The organism is Pantoea sp. NGS-ED-1003 (assembly GCF_000738765.1).
GTDB classification, from domain to species: Bacteria; Pseudomonadota; Gammaproteobacteria; order Enterobacterales; family Enterobacteriaceae; genus Pantoea; species Pantoea septica.
Genome location: NZ_JPQA01000008.1, coordinates 144555 through 160837, shown reverse-complemented (window position 1 = coordinate 160837; position 16283 = coordinate 144555). Strand labels below are relative to the sequence as shown.

The following is a 16283-nucleotide window of genomic DNA, read 5'->3' as shown; positions in this document are numbered from 1 at the left end:
AAAATTTAAGCATAGCCGTTCGGCAGAATTTTCCACTGGCTACGAAGCGCAATAATTAGTGTTGAAATTATTGCGACAAGTGGCAGAGTATACCGTTTTTCATTGATATTTGTCATGTTTGGTCTGATAGCGGCCTTTATTGCCGACGATAGCAGATTGAAATGCCGCCTGAAAAGGCGTTAAAAAGCGGCTTAACGCCGCTGATTTTTACAAAATTTTGCGGCGCTTAGCGCAAAGAAAAGAAAAGGTCGCGGCCGCGCTTCGGTTAATGCGCCTGTGTTTCGTCAGAAGGCAGGGCTAAAGCAGCGATCGCAGCGGCTGGTGCTGCAGCCAGGCGGCGATATCCTCGACCGCCTGGGTGAAATAGCGCCGGTAGTTGCTGTCGGCGACATAGCCGAGATGGGGCGTCGCCAGTACGTTCGGCAACTGCCGCAGCGGATGATCGGCAGGCAGCGGTTCGACGTCGAACACGTCCAGCGCGGCGCCCGCCAGCTGGCCAGTGCGCAGCGCGGCGATCATCGCCTGCTGATCCACCAGCCCCGCGCGCGCGGTGTTAACCAGCAGCGCGCCTGGCTTCATCTGCGCCAGCGCGGCGGCGTCCAGCAGATGACGCGTGCGCGCGCTTAACACCAGATGAAGCGACACGACATCGCTCGCCGCCAGCAGCGCCGGAAGCGACGGCATCAGCGTCGCGCCGCACGCTGCCGCGCGCTCGCCGGTAAGGTTCTGACTCCAGGCACAAACCCGCATGCCGAACGCCTGCGCCACTTTCGCCATACCGCCACCGATTTTGCCCAGGCCGATCAGCCCCAGGGTCTTGCCTTCCAGTGCGATGCCGAGATGCTGCTGCCAGGGGCCGCCGCTGCGCAGCGCCTGATTCTCCGGCACGATATGACGCGCCAGCGCCAGCAGCAAACCCCAGGTCAACTCCAGCGGCGGCGCGCTGCTGCTCTCGGTGCCGCATACCGCGATACCGCGCGCGCGGCAGGCGTCCAGATCGATGGCGGCATTGCGCATGCCCGAGGTCACAATAAGCTTCAGCCGCGGCAGGCGCGCCAGACGGGCGGCGGTGAGCGGAGTACGCTCGCGCATCGCCACGATAATATCGCTGTCGGCCAGCGCGGCGATCAGCGCGTCGTCGTCGGCGACAGGCTGATGGAGCGATCGGGTTTGCACGGCGGGCTGCAGCGACGCCCAGTCGGCCAGCGACAGGGCGACGTTCTGGTAGTCGTCAAGAAGGGTGCAGTTGAGCATCGTCAGCGTCCTCTGTGTGCATCGGCTGATGCGCATGCTCTGCGAGCCAGGCGATGAACGCGCGGTTGTTCAGGGGCAAAGCATAATAGTAGCCCTGAATAAAGGTCACGCCGCGCTGGCGCAGGTAGAGATACTGCATTTCGGTCTCCACGCCTTCGCCCAGGACCTCCAGCTTCAGCTTATGGCTGAGGGCGATAATCGCATCCAGCACCGGCGTTTCGCCCGACAGCGATTCGATGGCGTTGATAAAGCCGCGATCGATTTTCAGGTAGTCCAGCGAGAAGGTTTGCAGATAGCTGAGCGAGCAGTGCCCGGTGCCGAAATCATCGATCGCCACCTTCATCCCGTCGGCGCGCAGACGATCGAGTTTTCTCGCCACATCTTCGCCGTCTTTAATCAGGCTGCGTTCGGTCAGTTCCAGGGTAATTTGCAGCGACGTCCGCTTAATTTTATCGGCGAAGTTAAGCATATCTTCCACAAAGTCCGGATGTTGCAGATGATCTGCGGCGACGTTGATACCAATATGAAAGCCTGGCTCGACCTGCCACTGCTGAACATCTTCGGCGATCAAATCGAGCAGATGACGCGTCAGCGGCACAATCATGCCCTCCGCTTCAGCGGCGGTGATAAAGATATCGGGCCGAACCGCGTCGCCGTTCGGCAGCGTCCAGCGCAGCAAGGCTTCGGCACCGGAACAAGTCTGCGTGTGATTGTTATAAACCGGCTGGTAGCAGACCGAAAAGCGGCGCGCATTAATGGCGCGGCGGATCTCATCGCGCCAGGAGATACGACGCTGCAGCCAGTTGGCGGTCAGCACCATCAGCAGAATAGAGAGGATGGCCGTCATCGGCAGGAAAATAAAGGTCACCTGGCGCCAGGCGTGCATGATCTCCGCGCCGGGCGTCTCAATGGTTACGCTGATGGGATAGCGGCGCGATTGCGCCTGATAAATCTGGGCGCTAAACAGGCTGGCGTGGGGCGGCGTCGACTTGCCGATGGAAATCGGCGCGCCGTCGTTAAAGCGCATGCTGAACCGATAGCCGCGCGTTTCGCCGATAGCGCTCATAAAGTCCATCAGATACTGGCCGTCGATAATTGCCCAAAAGCCCTCATCATCCGCCAGCTGCCGCACGAAAATTACCGCCGGACGCTGCGGGACGCCAGCCGTGCCGGCAAGAGAGAGGCTCCACCAGGCCTTGCCGGTCACCGGCGGCGCACGCAGCATCATGTCGCTTAACGATCCGGGGTTCATGCCGTAGGCCGAAGAGCAGGTGATTTTCACGCCTTCCAGCTTGCCGATAGCACGGAAATAGGCGTTGAGGTTGCCGGCGCGCTGCAGTTCGTCTTCGAATTTGCTGCAGGGCTGGTAGTGAAAACGACGTAGCCAGGTGATCATATCCCAGGCGCTGTCGCTCATTTTTTCCGCCTGCGAGAGCAGAGTGTTGGCAGCGTTGATCTGCTGCTGCTGGACGGTGTGCCGCGCGTCGATAGCTGTGAACAGGATGCCAAGCAGCAAGGGAAGCACCCCGGACAAAATAATAATTATTCTTGCGTAGTCGCGTTTTCGTTTTAACGGCGGCACCGCTAATTCCTCTGAATGTTAAAGCGTCTGTGAGGAGGTGCGAATTTAATCAGCGCAGCATAGCACGCCCTCAGGCCGTGCAGGGTAGCGTTTTGCGCAGGCTGGCAGGTGATACAGATCAAGTATCGACCGCACTTTGCATTTATTGACATTGTTTTGCCGCTTTTGGCATTTCCCTGCGGCGAAAACGCTGTGTAACAGTGACGCCACACTGAACAGCATAACAAGAGGCGTCTATGAGTACGGCAACCCTGGCATCTTCTTCTCTTCAACAGCGTATTTCCGACGCGGAATGGCAGGCGCGCGTCAGACTGGCGCAGGCCTATCATCTGGCGGCGAAGCTGCGCTGGACCGACCATATCTACACCCATTTCTCGCTGCGCGTGCCGGGCGATCGGCCGCACTTCCTGATTAACGCATACGGCCAGACGTTTGACGAAATCCAGCCGGAAACCCTGGTGAAGATCGATATCGACGGCAATATCATCGACGATCCTACCGGGCTCGGGATCAACCCGGCCGGCTTCGTGATCCACAGCGCCATTCATCGCGCCCGGCCGGATGCGCATGCGGTGCTGCATACCCATACGGCGGCGGGCATCGGCGTGTCGGCGCAAAAGGGCGGGCTGCTAATGATTTCGCAGCACAGCACGCGTTTTCACCATCGCGTCGCCTACCACGACTACGAAGGGATCGCGCTGGATCTCGACGAGCAGCAGCGCATCGTCGAGGATCTCGGCAGCCTGAACGCACTGATCCTGCGCAATCACGGTCTGCTGACCGCTGGCGGCAGCATCGAAGAGGCCTTTTATAACCTCTATTATCTCGAACGCGCCTGCCAGGCGCAGCTGGCCGCGCAGTCGGGCGGCGCGGAGCTGATTATTCTGCCGGACGCGGTGTCGGAAAAGGCGGCGCAGGCGTTTGATAACAGCATCCGCAACAAAAAGTATCAGCTGCACTGGGATGCCTATATTCGCCAGCTCAACCGCAACGCCCTGTAAGGAGCCGCCATGAACAGACTTAAAGCATTTGCGGCGGCGCTGCTGCTGAGCGCCAGCACCATGGCGCAGGCGGCGCCCGATCTCAGCGCGGTCACGCTGGTGCTAGGCGACCAGGCGCGCAATCTGCGTTCGCTGGTGGAGGCCTCCGGCGTGCTGAAGGATGCGCCCTGGCGCTATCGCTGGGCTAACTTTCAGGGCGCGGCGCCGCTGTTCGAAGCGCAGCGCGCCGGCGCGGTCGATACCTCTTACGCGGGCGATCTGCCGGTGCTGATGGCGGCGTCCGGCGGCGTGCCGCTGAAAATCATCGCCACCAACGTCGGCGACGCCGGGTCGAACGGACTGATCGTGCCCGCTGATTCGCCGGTGCGCAGCGTAAAGGATCTGGCTGGCAAGGAGGTCGTGGTCTCCTCGGCGCGCGGCAGCATCTCGCAGCATCTGCTCTATGAGGCGCTGGGCGAAGCACAGGTGCCGCGCGACAGCGTGCCGGTGCGCTTTGTGCTGCCGACCGACGCCAGCGCCGCCTTTAATTCCGGCCAGATTGGTGCCTGGGCGACCTTCGATCCCTATCTCGGCATCGCCGAGCAGCACGGCGCGCGGCTGCTGCGCGACGGCAAAGGGCTGACCACCGCGCTGTCGTTCGTGACCGCCACCCAGCAGTCGCTGGACGATCCCGACAAGCGCGCGGCTATCGCCGATTTCGCCCAGCGGCTGGCGAAAGCGCGCGCCTGGGCGCTGGCCCATAAAGAGGAGTACAACCAGGTATATGCGCAGCTGACGCGCCTGCCGCCCGCCGACGCGGAGAAGATCACCGCACGCATCTCTCACGGAATTCGCGCCGTCACGCCTGAAGATATTGAAAAGGTGCAGAAGGTGTCGGATCTCTTCAGCGAGCTGAACATTCTGCCGAATAAGGTGGATGTGGCGGCGATCACCGATCGGAGCCTGTTTCCGCAGTAACAGGGCAAAAGGCTGCGCTATGTCGCCCATGCCCTGTTTTGCCCTGTATTAATCGTTAAACAGCGTCTGGCGCAGCGCCAGCTCGACGCCGCGCAGCTCCGCCAGTCCTTTCAGGCGACCTATCGCCGAATAGCCCGGATTGGTGCGCTTGTGCAGGTCGTCGAGCATCTGATGACCGTGATCGGGACGCATCGGGATCGCATGCTTCTCGCCCGCACGCCGACGGCGCTGCTCTTCCGCCAGAATGACCCTGATCACGCCCACCATATCGACATCGCCTGCCAGATGCGCGGCTTCGTGGAAGCTGTTGGGGTTGGCTTCGCGCTGCGTGGCGCGCAGGTGGATAAAGTTGATGCGATCCGCGAACCGCGCCGCCATCTGCGTCAGGTTATTATCGGCGCGCACGCCGTAAGAGCCGGTGCAGAAGCAGAAGCCGTTGTGCAGGCTGTCTACCGTCTCTTTCAGCCACTGCATATCCTCTTCCGTGGAGATAATGCGCGGCAGGCCGAGGATCGGGCGCGGCGGATCGTCCGGATGCACCGCCAGCTTGATGCCGACCTCTTCGGCGACCGGCACGATGGCGCGCAGAAAGACCGCCATATGCTCGCGCAGCGTCGCTTTGTCGATGCCGTCGTACTGCGCCAGCTGCGCGCGGAACTGATCCAGCGTATAACCCTCTTCCGCGCCCGGCAGGCCGGCGATAATATTGCGCGTCAACAGCGCCTTATCCTCGTCGCTCATGGCGGCGAAGCAGCGCGCGGCCGTCTCTTGCTCTGCCGCTGAATAATCCTGCTGCGCGCCGGGGCGCTGCAGGATATGCAGCTCGAAGGCGGCGAAGGCGTCAGCGTCGAAGCGCAGCGCTTTAGCGCCGTCCGGCAGCGTCCAGGCGAGATCGGTGCGCGTCCAGTCGAGCACCGGCATAAAGTTGTAGCACACCGTTTCGACGCCGCAGGCCGCCAGATTGCGTATCGACTGCTGATAGTTGGCGATATAGCGCTGATAGTCTCCGCGCTGCGTTTTGATCGCCTCGTGCACCGGAATGCTTTCTACCACCGACCAGACCAGATTTTTTTCCGCCAGCAGCGCCTGACGCGCTTTAATCTCCTCCACCGGCCAGACATCGCCGTTGGGGATATGGTGCAACGCGGTCACAATGCCGGTCGCGCCCGCCTGGCGCGCATCGTCTAACGAAACCGGATCGTTGGGGCCATACCAGCGCCATGTATGTTCCATTTTTACTCCTTAGCCGCAAATTTGGCCCAGTGGTCAGGCCGCTGGGCCAAGAGTATGCTAGCCTGACGGGAAAGGCCGTGATCGCGATCGCAGCGCAGTAAATTGCGTCTGTCGGAAAGGGGGCGCGGCCTGTGCTACGCTGCACCGCTGCTGACAGGAGAAAAAATATGGCGCTGCCAGTGCTAAAAACGGAACGTCTTTATCGTCAGATCGCCAACGCGATCGTGGAAAGCATTCAACGCGGCGAGTTTGCCCCAGGCGCGGCGCTGCCGCCGGAACGCGAGCTGGCGAAGCAGCTGGGGGTCAGCCGCTCCTCGGTGCGTGAGGCGCTGATTGCGCTGGAGATGACCGGCTGGGTGGATATTCGCACCGGCAACGGCGTCTTCGTGACGCAGCCGCTGCCGTCGGCCAGCACGCCTGCGGCAGAGGCGGACTACAGCCTGGAAGATCTGTTACAGGCGCGTCTCGCTTTCGAGGGCATGCTGGCGGAGATGGCGGCGCGCAACGGCAGCCCGACGCAGCGCGAACAGCTGCGCGCGCTGGCCGATACGCTGCTGCGCTACCGCGCCAACGACGCGGAATTTCTCGAGCAGGACAAAGGCTTTCATCTGCTGATTGGCGAAATGAGCGGTAACGAGGTGCTGCGCGAAATGATGGAATTTCTCTGGAACAAGCGCGACAGCGCGCGCTTCCGGCGGCTGGAGCGCCATTTTGCCGACAACGCTTTTACCGATGAGATGAACCGCGACCATCAGCAGATCGCCGCAGCTATCTACGCAGGCGACGCCGCCGCCGCGCGCGCCGCGATGGAGAGCCATCTGGCGCAGGTGAAGCGGCGGCTGCTGGGCTAGATTTTATGCCGTTTAGGGCGGCCGGCGCCGAGCATAATCGCCAGTCGGCTGCCGCCAGGCGTGGTCTCCATCAGGATTTTAGTAATGCTGGTCAGCGGCACCGAGAGCAGCATACCGACCGGGCCGAGCAGCCAGCCCCAGAAAATCAGCGACAGAAACACCACCAGCGTTGAGAGCCCCAGGCCGCGCCCCATCACGCGCGGCTCCAGCATATTGCCGAACACCATATGAATCGCGGTAAACAGCGCCGCCACCAGCATCGCGTCGTAGGGGCTGTTGAGCAGCAGCGCCTGCAGCACCGGCGGCACGCCGGCGATAATCGGGCCGATATTGGGAATGTAGTTAAGAATAAACGCCACCACGCCCCACAGCAGCGCGAATTTGATATCGAGCAGAAACAGGCAGCCCCATACCGACACGCCGGTAATGAGGCTGATCAGCGTCTTCAGCGCCAGATAGTGCGTCACGCCTTTCAGCGCCCGGTGCAGCCCGGCAATGCGGATCTGCGGGTTGGTCAGGGCATTACGCATCTTGTAGGGCAGGTGGTGCACTTCGAACAGCATAAAGACCACGGTCAGGATCAGCAGCACGAAATTGCTCATCATGCCGGAGAACTGCGTCAGCGCGACGGTGGCGAACGACATCAGCATATTGGGATCGAAGCGCTGCACCAGCGTATTAGTGGAAACGTGAATGCCGATACCTGACGCCAGGTGCTGCACTACGCTCATCTTCTGTTCCAGCGTGGCGCGCAGCTGCGGGTAGATATCAGAGAATTCGCTCACCGAACTGGCCAGCACCGCCACCAGTAGCAAAATCACGATAAATATCACCGTAATCACCACCGTGATCGCCAGCCCGCGCCGCCAGCCGCGCCGCATCAGGAAGGTGACGATAGGATTGAGCACGATGGCGAAAAAGGCGGCCAGTAAGAAGGGCACCATAATATCGGAGGCGGCGCGGATCCCGGCGAGAATAATCACCAGCATCGCCAGCTTAGTCAGAATATTTTGCCCAATTTTTTCCTGCTGTAGTTCGCTCATTCCCTCTCCTGAAAAGCCAGACCGCAGAGAGTAGTGTAGCTGAACAGTAATTAAACGCCTGATTCTTCTATGAAAGCGCAGCGATAATCAGACTTTTTCACCGTGGTCAGGATGTCGTTGCCGATCGCTTCGCTGGCGGCGGCAGGCCCGCCGATGTTGATGATCTCCGCGCAAGAGCGGTGACGCGCAGCTGAAAACTCAGGAGCATCAATGACAGCCGATGACTAAAACTGCCTCCCGCATGCGGCGGCGGCTCGAAATATTTCGCTTATGGTGGCAAGCTGTAGAGTAAATTCAGTCAACCACGAGCGCACTTTTTCATGCCTGATCAACCTGCAGCGGAACCGGCTCATAAGGGTATCGGCTTAACCCTGCTGATTATCTCTATCGTGATCTACAACTTCGCCAGCTACCTCACCATCGGCCTGCAGCTGGCGGTGCTGCCGGGTCTGGTGCATGACCAGCTCGGCTACAGCGCCTTCTGGGCGGGCGTCGTGATCAGCCTGCAATATGTGGCGACGCTGCTGAGCCGTCCGCATGCCGGGCGCTACGCCGATATCTGGGGACCGAAGCGCATCGTGGTGCTGGGGCTGGCGGGCGTGCTGCTCAGCGGCCTCTGCTATCTGCTGGCGACCTGGCTTGCCGCTTCGCCTGTCGCCAGCCTGGCGCTGCTCTGCACAGGACGCGTAATTCTCGGGATTGGTCAGAGTTTTACCGGTACCGGCACCTCGCTATGGGGCGTGGCGCGGGTCGGCTCGTTGCATATCGGCCGCGTTATCTCGTGGAACGGCATCTGCACCTATGGCGCGATGGCGCTGGGCGCGCCGCTCGGCGTCATTATCTATCGGCAGGGCGGGCTGCTGCTGCTCTCTGTGGTGATTATCGCCATCTGCGCGCTGGCGATAGCGCTGGCGCTGCCGCGTCCGGCGGTAAAGGGCAGCCGCGCGCGGCCGCTGCCGTTTCGCGACGTGCTCGGCAAGATTTACGGCTTCGGTCTGATTCTGGCGATGGGATCGGCGGGATTCGGCGTCATCGCCACCTTTATTACGCTCTTCTATCAGGCGAAAGGTTGGGACGGCGCAGCCTTCGCGCTGACGCTGTTTAGCGCCGCCTTTGTCGGCGCGCGGCTGCTTTTTCCCAACGCGATTAACCGCTTCGGCGGGCTGCGCGTCGCGGCTGCCTGTCTGGCGGTAGAGGCGGTTGGTTTGTTTCTGGTGGCGGGCGCGTTCGAGCCCTGGATGGCGAAAACCGGCGCGCTGCTGACCGGCGCCGGCTTTTCGCTGGTCTTTCCGGCGCTTGGCGTGGTGGCGGTGAAAGCGGTGCCGCAGGCGAATCAGGGCAGCGCGCTGGCAACCTACACCGCCTTTATGGATTTAGCGCTGGGGATCACCGGTCCGATCGCGGGCTTTATTATGAGCTTTGCGGGCGTGCCGCTGGTCTATCTGCTGACGGCGCTGCTGGTCTGTCTGGGGCTGTTCTGCACGCTGCGGCTGGCGCGTCGGCTGCCGATGGCGGCGGAAGAGGCGAAGGAAGGATAAAAAAGCGGCCTCCGACCGAGGCCAAAAAAGTGTCGCAAGACACAGATAAGGGTAGGGCGACGCGGCGAACGAGAAGCCCGCCGCGCGAGAGTCAGGCCTGCAGCAGCGCGATGCTGTGACGGATCTGGCGCTCAATCTCAGCGGGGGTCCAGCCGTTAAGCTCGGACGAGAAGGGCTCGAAGGCGTAAACGCCTTTATAGCCGAGCATCTCCAGCCGCTTCACCTGCGCCACGCTGTTCAGCACGTCGCGGTCGCTCAGCATAATGCGCTCTTCATCGGTGAGTTCGGCCGTGGCGCGCCTGTCTTCCACGCCTGAAAGGTGCACCAGGCCAATCATCTCGACGTCGATCTCCGCCGGAAACTCCTGCTCGGCATGCTCATACAGATGGTGGTGGAAAGTGTCTATCACCAGTTTAAACGGTGCCTGCGCGTCGCGGATCAGCTGCTGTGCCTGCACTGCCGAGCGCAGCGAGCTGACCGGAAAGCCCAGCGGCTCGACCAGCCCCTGTACGCCATGCTGCGCAAAGCGCGGCGCCAGCGTGCGCAGCGCTGCCAGCGTCTCCTCTGGCGTAATTTCGACGCCTTCGTTCAGCGGGCACATCACCAGCGCTCTGGCGCCGATCGCCTGCGCGTCGCGCAGCAGCGCGTCGGCTTTGGCCAGCAGCGTCTCATCGATGCGGTTAAAGGGATAGAGCGCGTTAATAGTCACTACGTCGATATTGTATTTCGCTATCAGCGCGCGCGTCTGCTCCGCGCTCAGGTCGTCGCACACCTTTCCGCTCGGCATGTCGTTACGCAGCTCCACCTTGTTCAGGCCCAGGCGCTGAACCAGCTGGAAAAAGGCTTCTAATGAGAGGTTGGGCGCAATTTTACGGTTAATACAGAAACGGGTCGGATCGATGGCCATGCTGCGGCTCCTGTAGCGATGCAAGAGATAAGGGAATAAGCTGAGGGCAAAGAAAACATTTATTTCATAAATAGTGAATTATGAAATTTAAAGGTTGAGATCTGCCTCGCATTAATTTCATTTTCCGTCTCTGCCGTGCCGCTTTCGTCCCTGGGGATTAACGGTAAATCGTGCTTGATCGGCATAGCAACATGCACTCTGCGCCCTTACAGCGCGCGGTTTTTAACGCCAGCGGGAAAAATGCGATCCACGCCGCTAAAAGGGAATTTTTCAAAAACTTTTATTTGAAAAATTTATTTCACTGTAATAGCTTCATAGCATGCTTTCGGTTTTGCCTGGTCAGACAGCGTGGCGTCACGCTAAGGCTCTGCAGGGAACTCACACATCTTAAGAGGCTATGAAATGAACATTACAGGAAACTTCATTGGCGGTCAGATTACCTACAGCGCCAGCAACGAAACCATCCCTGTCTATGACCCGGCGACCGGAAAAGTGGCGCGCGAGCTTACCCAGAGCACCGGCGCGGAAGTCGCCGAGGCGATTAAAGTCGCGCATGAGGCCTTTCCCGCCTGGTCGAAAACCTCGCCGCTGCGCCGCGCCCGCGTCCTGTTTAACTTTAAGGCGCTGATGGAGCAGCATCGCGACGAACTGGCCGAACTGATTGTGTCCGAACACGGCAAGGTGTGGTCGGACGCGCAGGGCGAGCTAACGCGCGGGCTGGAAGTGGTGGAGTTCGCCTGCGGCATTCCTCATCTGATCAAAGGCGAATATTCCGCCAACGTCGGCACCGGCGTCGACAGCTACTCGCTGATGCAGCCGGTCGGCGTGGTGGCGGGCATTACGCCGTTTAACTTCCCGGCGATGGTGCCGTTGTGGATGTTCCCCATCGCGCTGGCTTGCGGCAACACTTTCGTGCTTAAGCCACCCGCGCTCGATCCTTCGGCGGCGGTGCGTATGGCCGAACTGCTGAAAGAGGCGGGTCTGCCGGACGGCGTGTTCAACGTGGTGCACTCCTCTAACGAAGACGCTGAGCAGCTTTATAAAGATCCGCGCATCGCGGCGGTAAGCTTCGTCGGCTCGTCCGGCGTCGCCGAGCATATCTACAAAACCGCGAGCGCCCATGGTAAACGCGTGCAGGCGTTCGGCGCGGCGAAAAACCACGCTATCGTCATGCCGGACGCCGATCTTGATGCGACGGTAAACGCCATTATGGGCGGCGCGTTCGGCTCGGCCGGCGAACGCTGCATGGCGCTGCCGGTCGTGGTCGCGGTCGGCGACGACACCGCCGACAAACTGATTGCGCGCCTGACGCCGCTGATCAACGCGCTGCGCGTCGGGCCTGGCATAAAGCAGGGCGCGGAAGAGAATGAGATGGGGCCGGTCGTCTCCGCCGCGCATCAGAAAAAGGTGCTGGGCTATATCGATAAGGGCGAGCAAGAGGGCGCGAAGCTGGTGGTCGACGGCCGCAACTTCCAGGTGCCGGGCCATGCGGAAGGTTATTACGTCGGCGGCACGCTGTTCGACAACGTGACGCCGGAGATGACGATCTGGCGCGAAGAGATTTTCGGGCCGGTGCTGAGCATTATGCGCGCGCCGGACTACGCCAGCGCGCTGCAGCTGGTCAACAGCCATGAATTCGGCAACGGCAGCGCCATTTTCACCAGCAACGGCAATACCGCGCGCGAGTTCGTGCAGGATGTGGAAGCGGGCATGGTCGGCGTCAACGTTCCCGTGCCGGTGCCGATGGCGTTCCACAGTTTCGGCGGCTGGAAGCGTTCAGTGTTCGGCGCGCTCAACGTGCACGGGCCGGACGGCGTGCGCTTCTATACCCGCATGAAAACCGCCACGGCGCGCTGGCCGAGCGGCCAGCAGACGGTCTCGGAATTCAGCATGCCGACCCTGAGCTAAACCTATAACGCCATTATTACCGCTACAGGCCTGCGGCGACGCGCCTGTAGCGGCTTGTTTGCAGATTGAAAAAGGAGAGTGGGATGTCTTTTCTTGCAAAAGCGCAGCAGCCGGACGCCAGCGGCCGCATCCAGCACGTCACCCCGGAAAGCGCGGGATGGCGCTATGTCGGTTTTGACGCCTATCTGTTGAAAAAAGGCGACACGCTGCGGCTAAGCAGCGGTGATAAAGAGCTTTGCCTGGTGCTGGTAGCGGGGCTTGCCTCGGTGAAAACGCGCCATGCTGAGTTTCCCGGCATCGGCAAGCGCATGTCGCCCTTCGAGCGCGTGCCGCCTTATTCGGTGTATGTGCCGCACGACGACGAGGTGGAAATCGTCGCCGACAGCGATCTGGAGCTGGCGGTCTGCAACGCCCCTGGCCGGGGCAACTTGCCGGCGCGCCTGATCGCGCCAGCGGATGTTGGCGTCGAGCAGCGCGGCAAGGGACGCAATCAGCGTCTGGTGCACAATATTCTGCCGGACGACAAACCGGCCGATAGCCTGCTGGTGGTGGAGGTCTATACCAACGAAGGCGATACCAGCTCTTATCCGAGCCATAAGCACGACGAAGAAAACAGCGAAAACGAAACCTATCTGGAAGAGACCTACTATCACCGTTTCGAGCCCGAGCAGGGTTTCGCCATGCAGCGCGTCTACACCGACGATCGCTCGCTCGATGAGTGTATGGCGCCCTATAACCGCGACGTGGTGACCGTGCCGCGCGGCTACCATCCGGTGGCGACCATTGCCGGCTACAACAACTACTATCTGAACGTGATGGCCGGCCCGGTGCGGCTGTGGAAATTCACCTGGGAGAAAGATCACGCCTGGGTAAACAGCGATAGCTATCCGCGCGGCTAGCAGCGGCTGCATTCAGAAATAAAAAAGGGCAACTCTGGAGTTGCCCTTTTTAATGCTACAAACTGGATTTACGCGCTGGCGTTATTCAACGCCAGCGACACCGCCAGCGTCTGCGCCAGGCAGAGCGAGGCGACCTGCGAACGGAACCCGTCCACCTGCGCTTCGCGCACTACAAAGCAGACGTCGCTGAAGGCCGCCAGCGGGCTGACCTGGCTATCGGTAATGGCGATTTGATGCGCGCCGCGCTTCGCGCCCATCTCCACCAGCTCTACCGCTTCGCGCGCGTACGGAGAGTAGCTGATGGCGATAACCACATCTTTTGGGTTTACCAGGCTGAGCTGCTCGGTGAACATGCCGCCCAGACCGTCGATCAGGAAAGCGCGACGTTCAAGATGGCGCAGCGCATAGACCAGATAGGAGGCGACGCTAAACGAGCGGCGCAGGCCGATGACATAGATATTCTCCGCTTCGTTCAGCAGCTGCACCGCTTTATTCAGCTGGTCAGGATTGACCTGCATCGCCAGCTGCTGCAACGCCTGGCTGTTGACCATAGTGAAGACATTCAGGATCTCCGCCGGGCTTTCCGGCGAGGTGGCGGCGTCGTCGGTGGCGGTCTGACGGAACAGGCGCGCGCGCTCGGTATAGTTGACCGTCTCTTCCATCAGGTGTTGACGAAAAACCTGTTTCATTTCGTTAAAGCCGCTAAAGCCGAACGCGTTGGCGAAGCGAATCAGCGTCGACGGCGGCACGTCAGCCTGCGCGGCGATAGAGGCCACGGTATCGAAAGCGATACTGTTGCTGTTATCGAGAATATAACGAGCCACCTGCTTCAGGCGCTTGCTCAGCGTTTCGTAGCGGCGACGAATATCATCCTGTAACAGGGAGAGTTGAGTAGGGTTATTGGTCATTACTTCGGCCCGTCAAAAAAAGAAATATGGCTGGATAATGAGCGCTATAGTACCAGATGGATGGAAAATTTCATTTGTTTGCGCCCACAGCGGGGTTTATTTCATCGGTTTATGAATTACCTCACATAATGCAGGGAATGTGGCGGGAATAGCGGTGAAAAGCAGACGAAAAAGCGGAACGGACCACTCTGCGCAGCACTGAAGCGCGCAGGGCGGTCCGATGAACGGCGTTACAGCCCGGCGTGCTCGCGAATATATTTGCGCGCTTTCACCGCATATTCAAACGGATTGGCCAGTGCCGGATCCTGCTCGGCTTCCACCACCATCCAGCCCTTATAGCCGTAATCATCCAGCATCTTAAACACCGGCTTAAAGTCGATAACGCCGTCGCCCGGCACGGTGAAGGTGCCTTTCTTCACGCCGTCGAGGAAGCAGAGATGGTTGTCGCGTACTTCGGCGACAATCTCGTCGCGCACATCTTTCAGATGAACGTGAAAAATACGCGGCAGATATTTCTGCAGCACGTCGAGCATCGCCTGCTGCGAGCCTTCGGAATAGTAGATATGCCCGGTATCGTAGAGCAGCCCGACATTATCATTGGTCAGCGCCATAAAGCGGTCGATCTCTTCCACGGTCTGAATGCCGGTGCCCATATGATGGTGCAGCGTCACGCGCATCCCTTTCGCCGCGGCGATCTCCGCCAGTTCGTTATAGCCTTCGGCCGTCAGGCGCCACTCTTCGTCAGTGAAGATCGGCTTTTGCTCCAGCACTGGCAGCGTAGTGCCCTGGATGCTTTTGCTCTGCTCGGAACAGCCGATAACGCGCGCACCCATGGCGTGCAAAAAATTCATGTGGTTAACGAATTCGTCGATGGTTTTCGCTTTCTCGCCGTTGGCGAAAAAGGTGCTGAACCAGGCGTTGCAAATTTCGATGCCGCGAATGTCGAGCATCGGCTTTAAAACCGCCGGATCGCGCGGATATTTGCTGCCGACTTCGCTGCCGGTAAAGCCCGCCAGCGCCATCTCGCTCACCGTCTGCTGAAAAGTGTTCTCTTTGCCCAGCTCCGGCATATCGTCGTTGGTCCAGCCAATCGGCGCAATGGCCAGTTTTACATTCTCTTTGTTCATCTGTTTAGTCCTGACGGGTCAGGGCGGCCGCAGCCGCCCGCAAGGAAAGGGAAACGTTTATTTCTTATCGTAGAAGGCGGGGCGCGGCGGCATTTCCACCGGCTCGATGGCGCCGCTCTGCTGCGCTTTCAGGCAGGCGTCGGCGGCCACCGAGGCGGCGAAGCCGTCCCAGGCGGACGGGCCGGTCAGTTCGCCCGCCTTCACGTCGTTGATAAAGGCCTGCAGTTCAACGTCGTACGCCTCGATAAAACGATCTTTCCAGTCGGTCAGGATGGTGGTGGAGAGTTTGGCTTCGCTGCGCAGCTGCACCGAGGCAGGCTCCGGCAGCTTCGCGATGCCGGTTTCGCCGACGACTTCGCACTGGATGTCGTAGCCGTAGGCGCAGTTAACGAAGATCTCCACGTCGATGCGCACCCCTTTTTGCGTTTCGAACAGCACGATTTGCGGATCTTTCAGGCGCGCATGCGATTTCGACGTCACGCGCGGGAAGACCACCTGCACGCTTTTATAGTCGTCGTTGGTCAGCCAGCGCAGCACGTCCAGCTCGTGGATCAGCGTATTGGTGATCGCCATATCGGTGGTATAGCTCTCCGGCACCGACGGGTTGCGGTGCGCGCAGTGCAGCATCAGCGGCTCGCCGATGCCGCCGTCGGCGATGACTTTTTTCAGCGCGCGATAGCCTGCGTCATACGGACGCATAAAGCCGACCTGCACCAGACGCTTGCCGTGCTGGATCTCTGCGTCCACTACGCGACGGCAGCCTTCCGCGCTCAGCGCCAGCGGCTTTTCGCAGAACACCGGTTTACCGGCGGCGATGGCTGCCAGCGTAAATTCTTCATGGGTCGGATCCCAGGAGGTCACCAGAATCGCGTCGACTTCCGGCGATTTGATGACCTGATGGCCGTCGGCGTAGACCTCCGCCTCAATATTCAGGCGCTGCAGCGCGGCGCGCGCGCCGTCTACGTTGATATCCGATACCGCCACCACTTTTGCCCCCTGCAGGACATTATTGCAGCGACGAATATGTTCCTGGCCGATTGCGCCGGCACCGATAACGCCAAGTTTCAAAGTCATA

14 protein-coding genes are annotated in these 16283 nt (G+C 60.2%); 6 read left to right on the top strand and 8 right to left on the bottom strand.

Features of this window, described 5'->3' with window-relative positions:
* Positions 1–297 precede the first annotated feature (297 nt).
* Positions 298–1254, bottom strand: a complete 957-nt coding sequence (locus tag JS46_RS16780) for a D-2-hydroxyacid dehydrogenase family protein (protein WP_033753280.1) — start codon at positions 1252–1254, stop codon at positions 298–300.
* Complete coding sequence (locus JS46_RS16775; RefSeq protein ID WP_033753278.1) at positions 1232–2836, bottom strand: EAL domain-containing protein; 1605 nt, start codon at positions 2834–2836, stop codon at positions 1232–1234. The genes JS46_RS16780 and JS46_RS16775 overlap by 23 nt, the downstream gene beginning before the upstream one ends.
* A gap of 236 nt (positions 2837–3072) precedes the next feature.
* Here JS46_RS16775 and JS46_RS16770 point away from each other — a divergent pair, with 236 nt between their 5' ends.
* A complete protein-coding gene (locus tag JS46_RS16770; protein WP_033753275.1) occupies positions 3073–3837 on the top strand; it encodes a class II aldolase/adducin family protein in 765 nt (254 codons plus the stop codon).
* A 9-nt stretch (positions 3838–3846) separates the two neighbouring features.
* Positions 3847–4794, top strand: a complete 948-nt coding sequence (locus tag JS46_RS16765; protein ID WP_033753272.1) for an ABC transporter substrate-binding protein — start codon at positions 3847–3849, stop codon at positions 4792–4794.
* 48 nt (positions 4795–4842) lie between these two features.
* Here JS46_RS16765 and uxuA read toward each other — a convergent pair whose 3' ends face one another.
* On the bottom strand, positions 4843–6027 hold the full coding sequence (gene uxuA, locus JS46_RS16760; protein WP_033753270.1) for a mannonate dehydratase: 1185 nt from the start codon (positions 6025–6027) through the stop codon (positions 4843–4845).
* 167 nt (positions 6028–6194) lie between these two features.
* On the opposite strand from uxuA, the gene JS46_RS16755 reads away from it, so the two are divergent.
* The gene (locus tag JS46_RS16755) at positions 6195–6878 is read left to right on the top strand and encodes a FadR/GntR family transcriptional regulator (protein WP_033753267.1); all 684 of its coding nucleotides are present in this window, start codon (positions 6195–6197) and stop codon (positions 6876–6878) included.
* Here JS46_RS16755 and JS46_RS16750 read toward each other — a convergent pair.
* On the bottom strand, positions 6875–7921 hold the full coding sequence (locus JS46_RS16750; RefSeq protein ID WP_033753264.1) for an AI-2E family transporter: 1047 nt from the start codon (positions 7919–7921) through the stop codon (positions 6875–6877). The genes JS46_RS16755 and JS46_RS16750 overlap by 4 nt on opposite strands.
* Before the next feature lie 320 nt (positions 7922–8241).
* On the opposite strand from JS46_RS16750, the gene JS46_RS16745 reads away from it, so the two are divergent.
* Entirely contained in the window at positions 8242–9459 is a 1218-nt protein-coding gene (locus JS46_RS16745) for an MFS transporter (protein WP_033753261.1), read from the top strand.
* A 91-nt stretch (positions 9460–9550) separates the two neighbouring features.
* Here JS46_RS16745 and JS46_RS16740 read toward each other — a convergent pair whose 3' ends face one another.
* Positions 9551–10366, bottom strand: coding sequence for a TIM barrel protein (locus JS46_RS16740; RefSeq protein WP_033753259.1), 816 nt, complete (start codon positions 10364–10366; stop codon positions 9551–9553).
* A 402-nt stretch (positions 10367–10768) separates the two neighbouring features.
* Between JS46_RS16740 and JS46_RS16735 the strand changes: the two genes are divergently transcribed.
* A complete protein-coding gene (locus tag JS46_RS16735) occupies positions 10769–12274 on the top strand; it encodes a CoA-acylating methylmalonate-semialdehyde dehydrogenase (RefSeq protein WP_033753257.1) in 1506 nt (501 codons plus the stop codon).
* Between the two features lie 83 nt (positions 12275–12357).
* Positions 12358–13173 carry a 5-deoxy-glucuronate isomerase gene (iolB, locus tag JS46_RS16730; RefSeq protein WP_033753253.1) on the top strand — a complete coding sequence of 272 codons (816 nt, stop codon included), beginning with the start codon at positions 12358–12360 and terminating at the stop codon, positions 13171–13173.
* Between the two features lie 68 nt (positions 13174–13241).
* Here the strand turns inward: iolB and JS46_RS16725 are convergent, their stop codons facing one another.
* From JS46_RS16725 to JS46_RS16715, 3 genes are all read right to left on the bottom strand, one after another.
* Positions 13242–14081 carry a MurR/RpiR family transcriptional regulator gene (locus JS46_RS16725; RefSeq protein WP_033753250.1) on the bottom strand — a complete coding sequence of 280 codons (840 nt, stop codon included), beginning with the start codon at positions 14079–14081 and terminating at the stop codon, positions 13242–13244.
* Between the two features lie 230 nt (positions 14082–14311).
* Positions 14312–15208, bottom strand: coding sequence for a myo-inosose-2 dehydratase (gene iolE / locus JS46_RS16720; RefSeq protein ID WP_033753249.1), 897 nt, complete (start codon positions 15206–15208; stop codon positions 14312–14314).
* A 57-nt stretch (positions 15209–15265) separates the two neighbouring features.
* Positions 15266–16282: a Gfo/Idh/MocA family oxidoreductase gene (locus JS46_RS16715; RefSeq protein WP_033753247.1), complete on the bottom strand. Its 1017-nt coding sequence runs from the start codon at positions 16280–16282 to the stop codon at positions 15266–15268.
* Position 16283: the final 1 nt, after the last annotated feature.

Bases quoted from the DNA above. Each gene is read 5' to 3' on its own strand.
- JS46_RS16715 (WP_033753247.1), bottom strand. From the start codon at position 16,282: ATGACTTTGAAACTTGGCGTTATCGGTGCCGGCGCAATCGGCCAGGAA.
- JS46_RS16770 (WP_033753275.1), top strand. From the start codon at position 3,073: ATGAGTACGGCAACCCTGGCATCTTCTTCTCTTCAACAGCGTATTTCC.
- uxuA (WP_033753270.1), bottom strand. From the start codon at position 6,027: ATGGAACATACATGGCGCTGGTATGGCCCCAACGATCCGGTTTCGTTA.
- iolE (WP_033753249.1), bottom strand. From the start codon at position 15,208: ATGAACAAAGAGAATGTAAAACTGGCCATTGCGCCGATTGGCTGGACC.
- JS46_RS16765 (WP_033753272.1), top strand. From the start codon at position 3,847: ATGAACAGACTTAAAGCATTTGCGGCGGCGCTGCTGCTGAGCGCCAGC.
- JS46_RS16735 (WP_033753257.1), top strand. From the start codon at position 10,769: ATGAACATTACAGGAAACTTCATTGGCGGTCAGATTACCTACAGCGCC.
- JS46_RS16755 (WP_033753267.1), top strand. From the start codon at position 6,195: ATGGCGCTGCCAGTGCTAAAAACGGAACGTCTTTATCGTCAGATCGCC.
- JS46_RS16745 (WP_033753261.1), top strand. From the start codon at position 8,242: ATGCCTGATCAACCTGCAGCGGAACCGGCTCATAAGGGTATCGGCTTA.
- JS46_RS16750 (WP_033753264.1), bottom strand. From the start codon at position 7,921: ATGAGCGAACTACAGCAGGAAAAAATTGGGCAAAATATTCTGACTAAG.
- iolB (WP_033753253.1), top strand. From the start codon at position 12,358: ATGTCTTTTCTTGCAAAAGCGCAGCAGCCGGACGCCAGCGGCCGCATC.
- JS46_RS16780 (WP_033753280.1), bottom strand. From the start codon at position 1,254: ATGCTCAACTGCACCCTTCTTGACGACTACCAGAACGTCGCCCTGTCG.
- JS46_RS16740 (WP_033753259.1), bottom strand. From the start codon at position 10,366: ATGGCCATCGATCCGACCCGTTTCTGTATTAACCGTAAAATTGCGCCC.
- JS46_RS16725 (WP_033753250.1), bottom strand. From the start codon at position 14,081: ATGACCAATAACCCTACTCAACTCTCCCTGTTACAGGATGATATTCGT.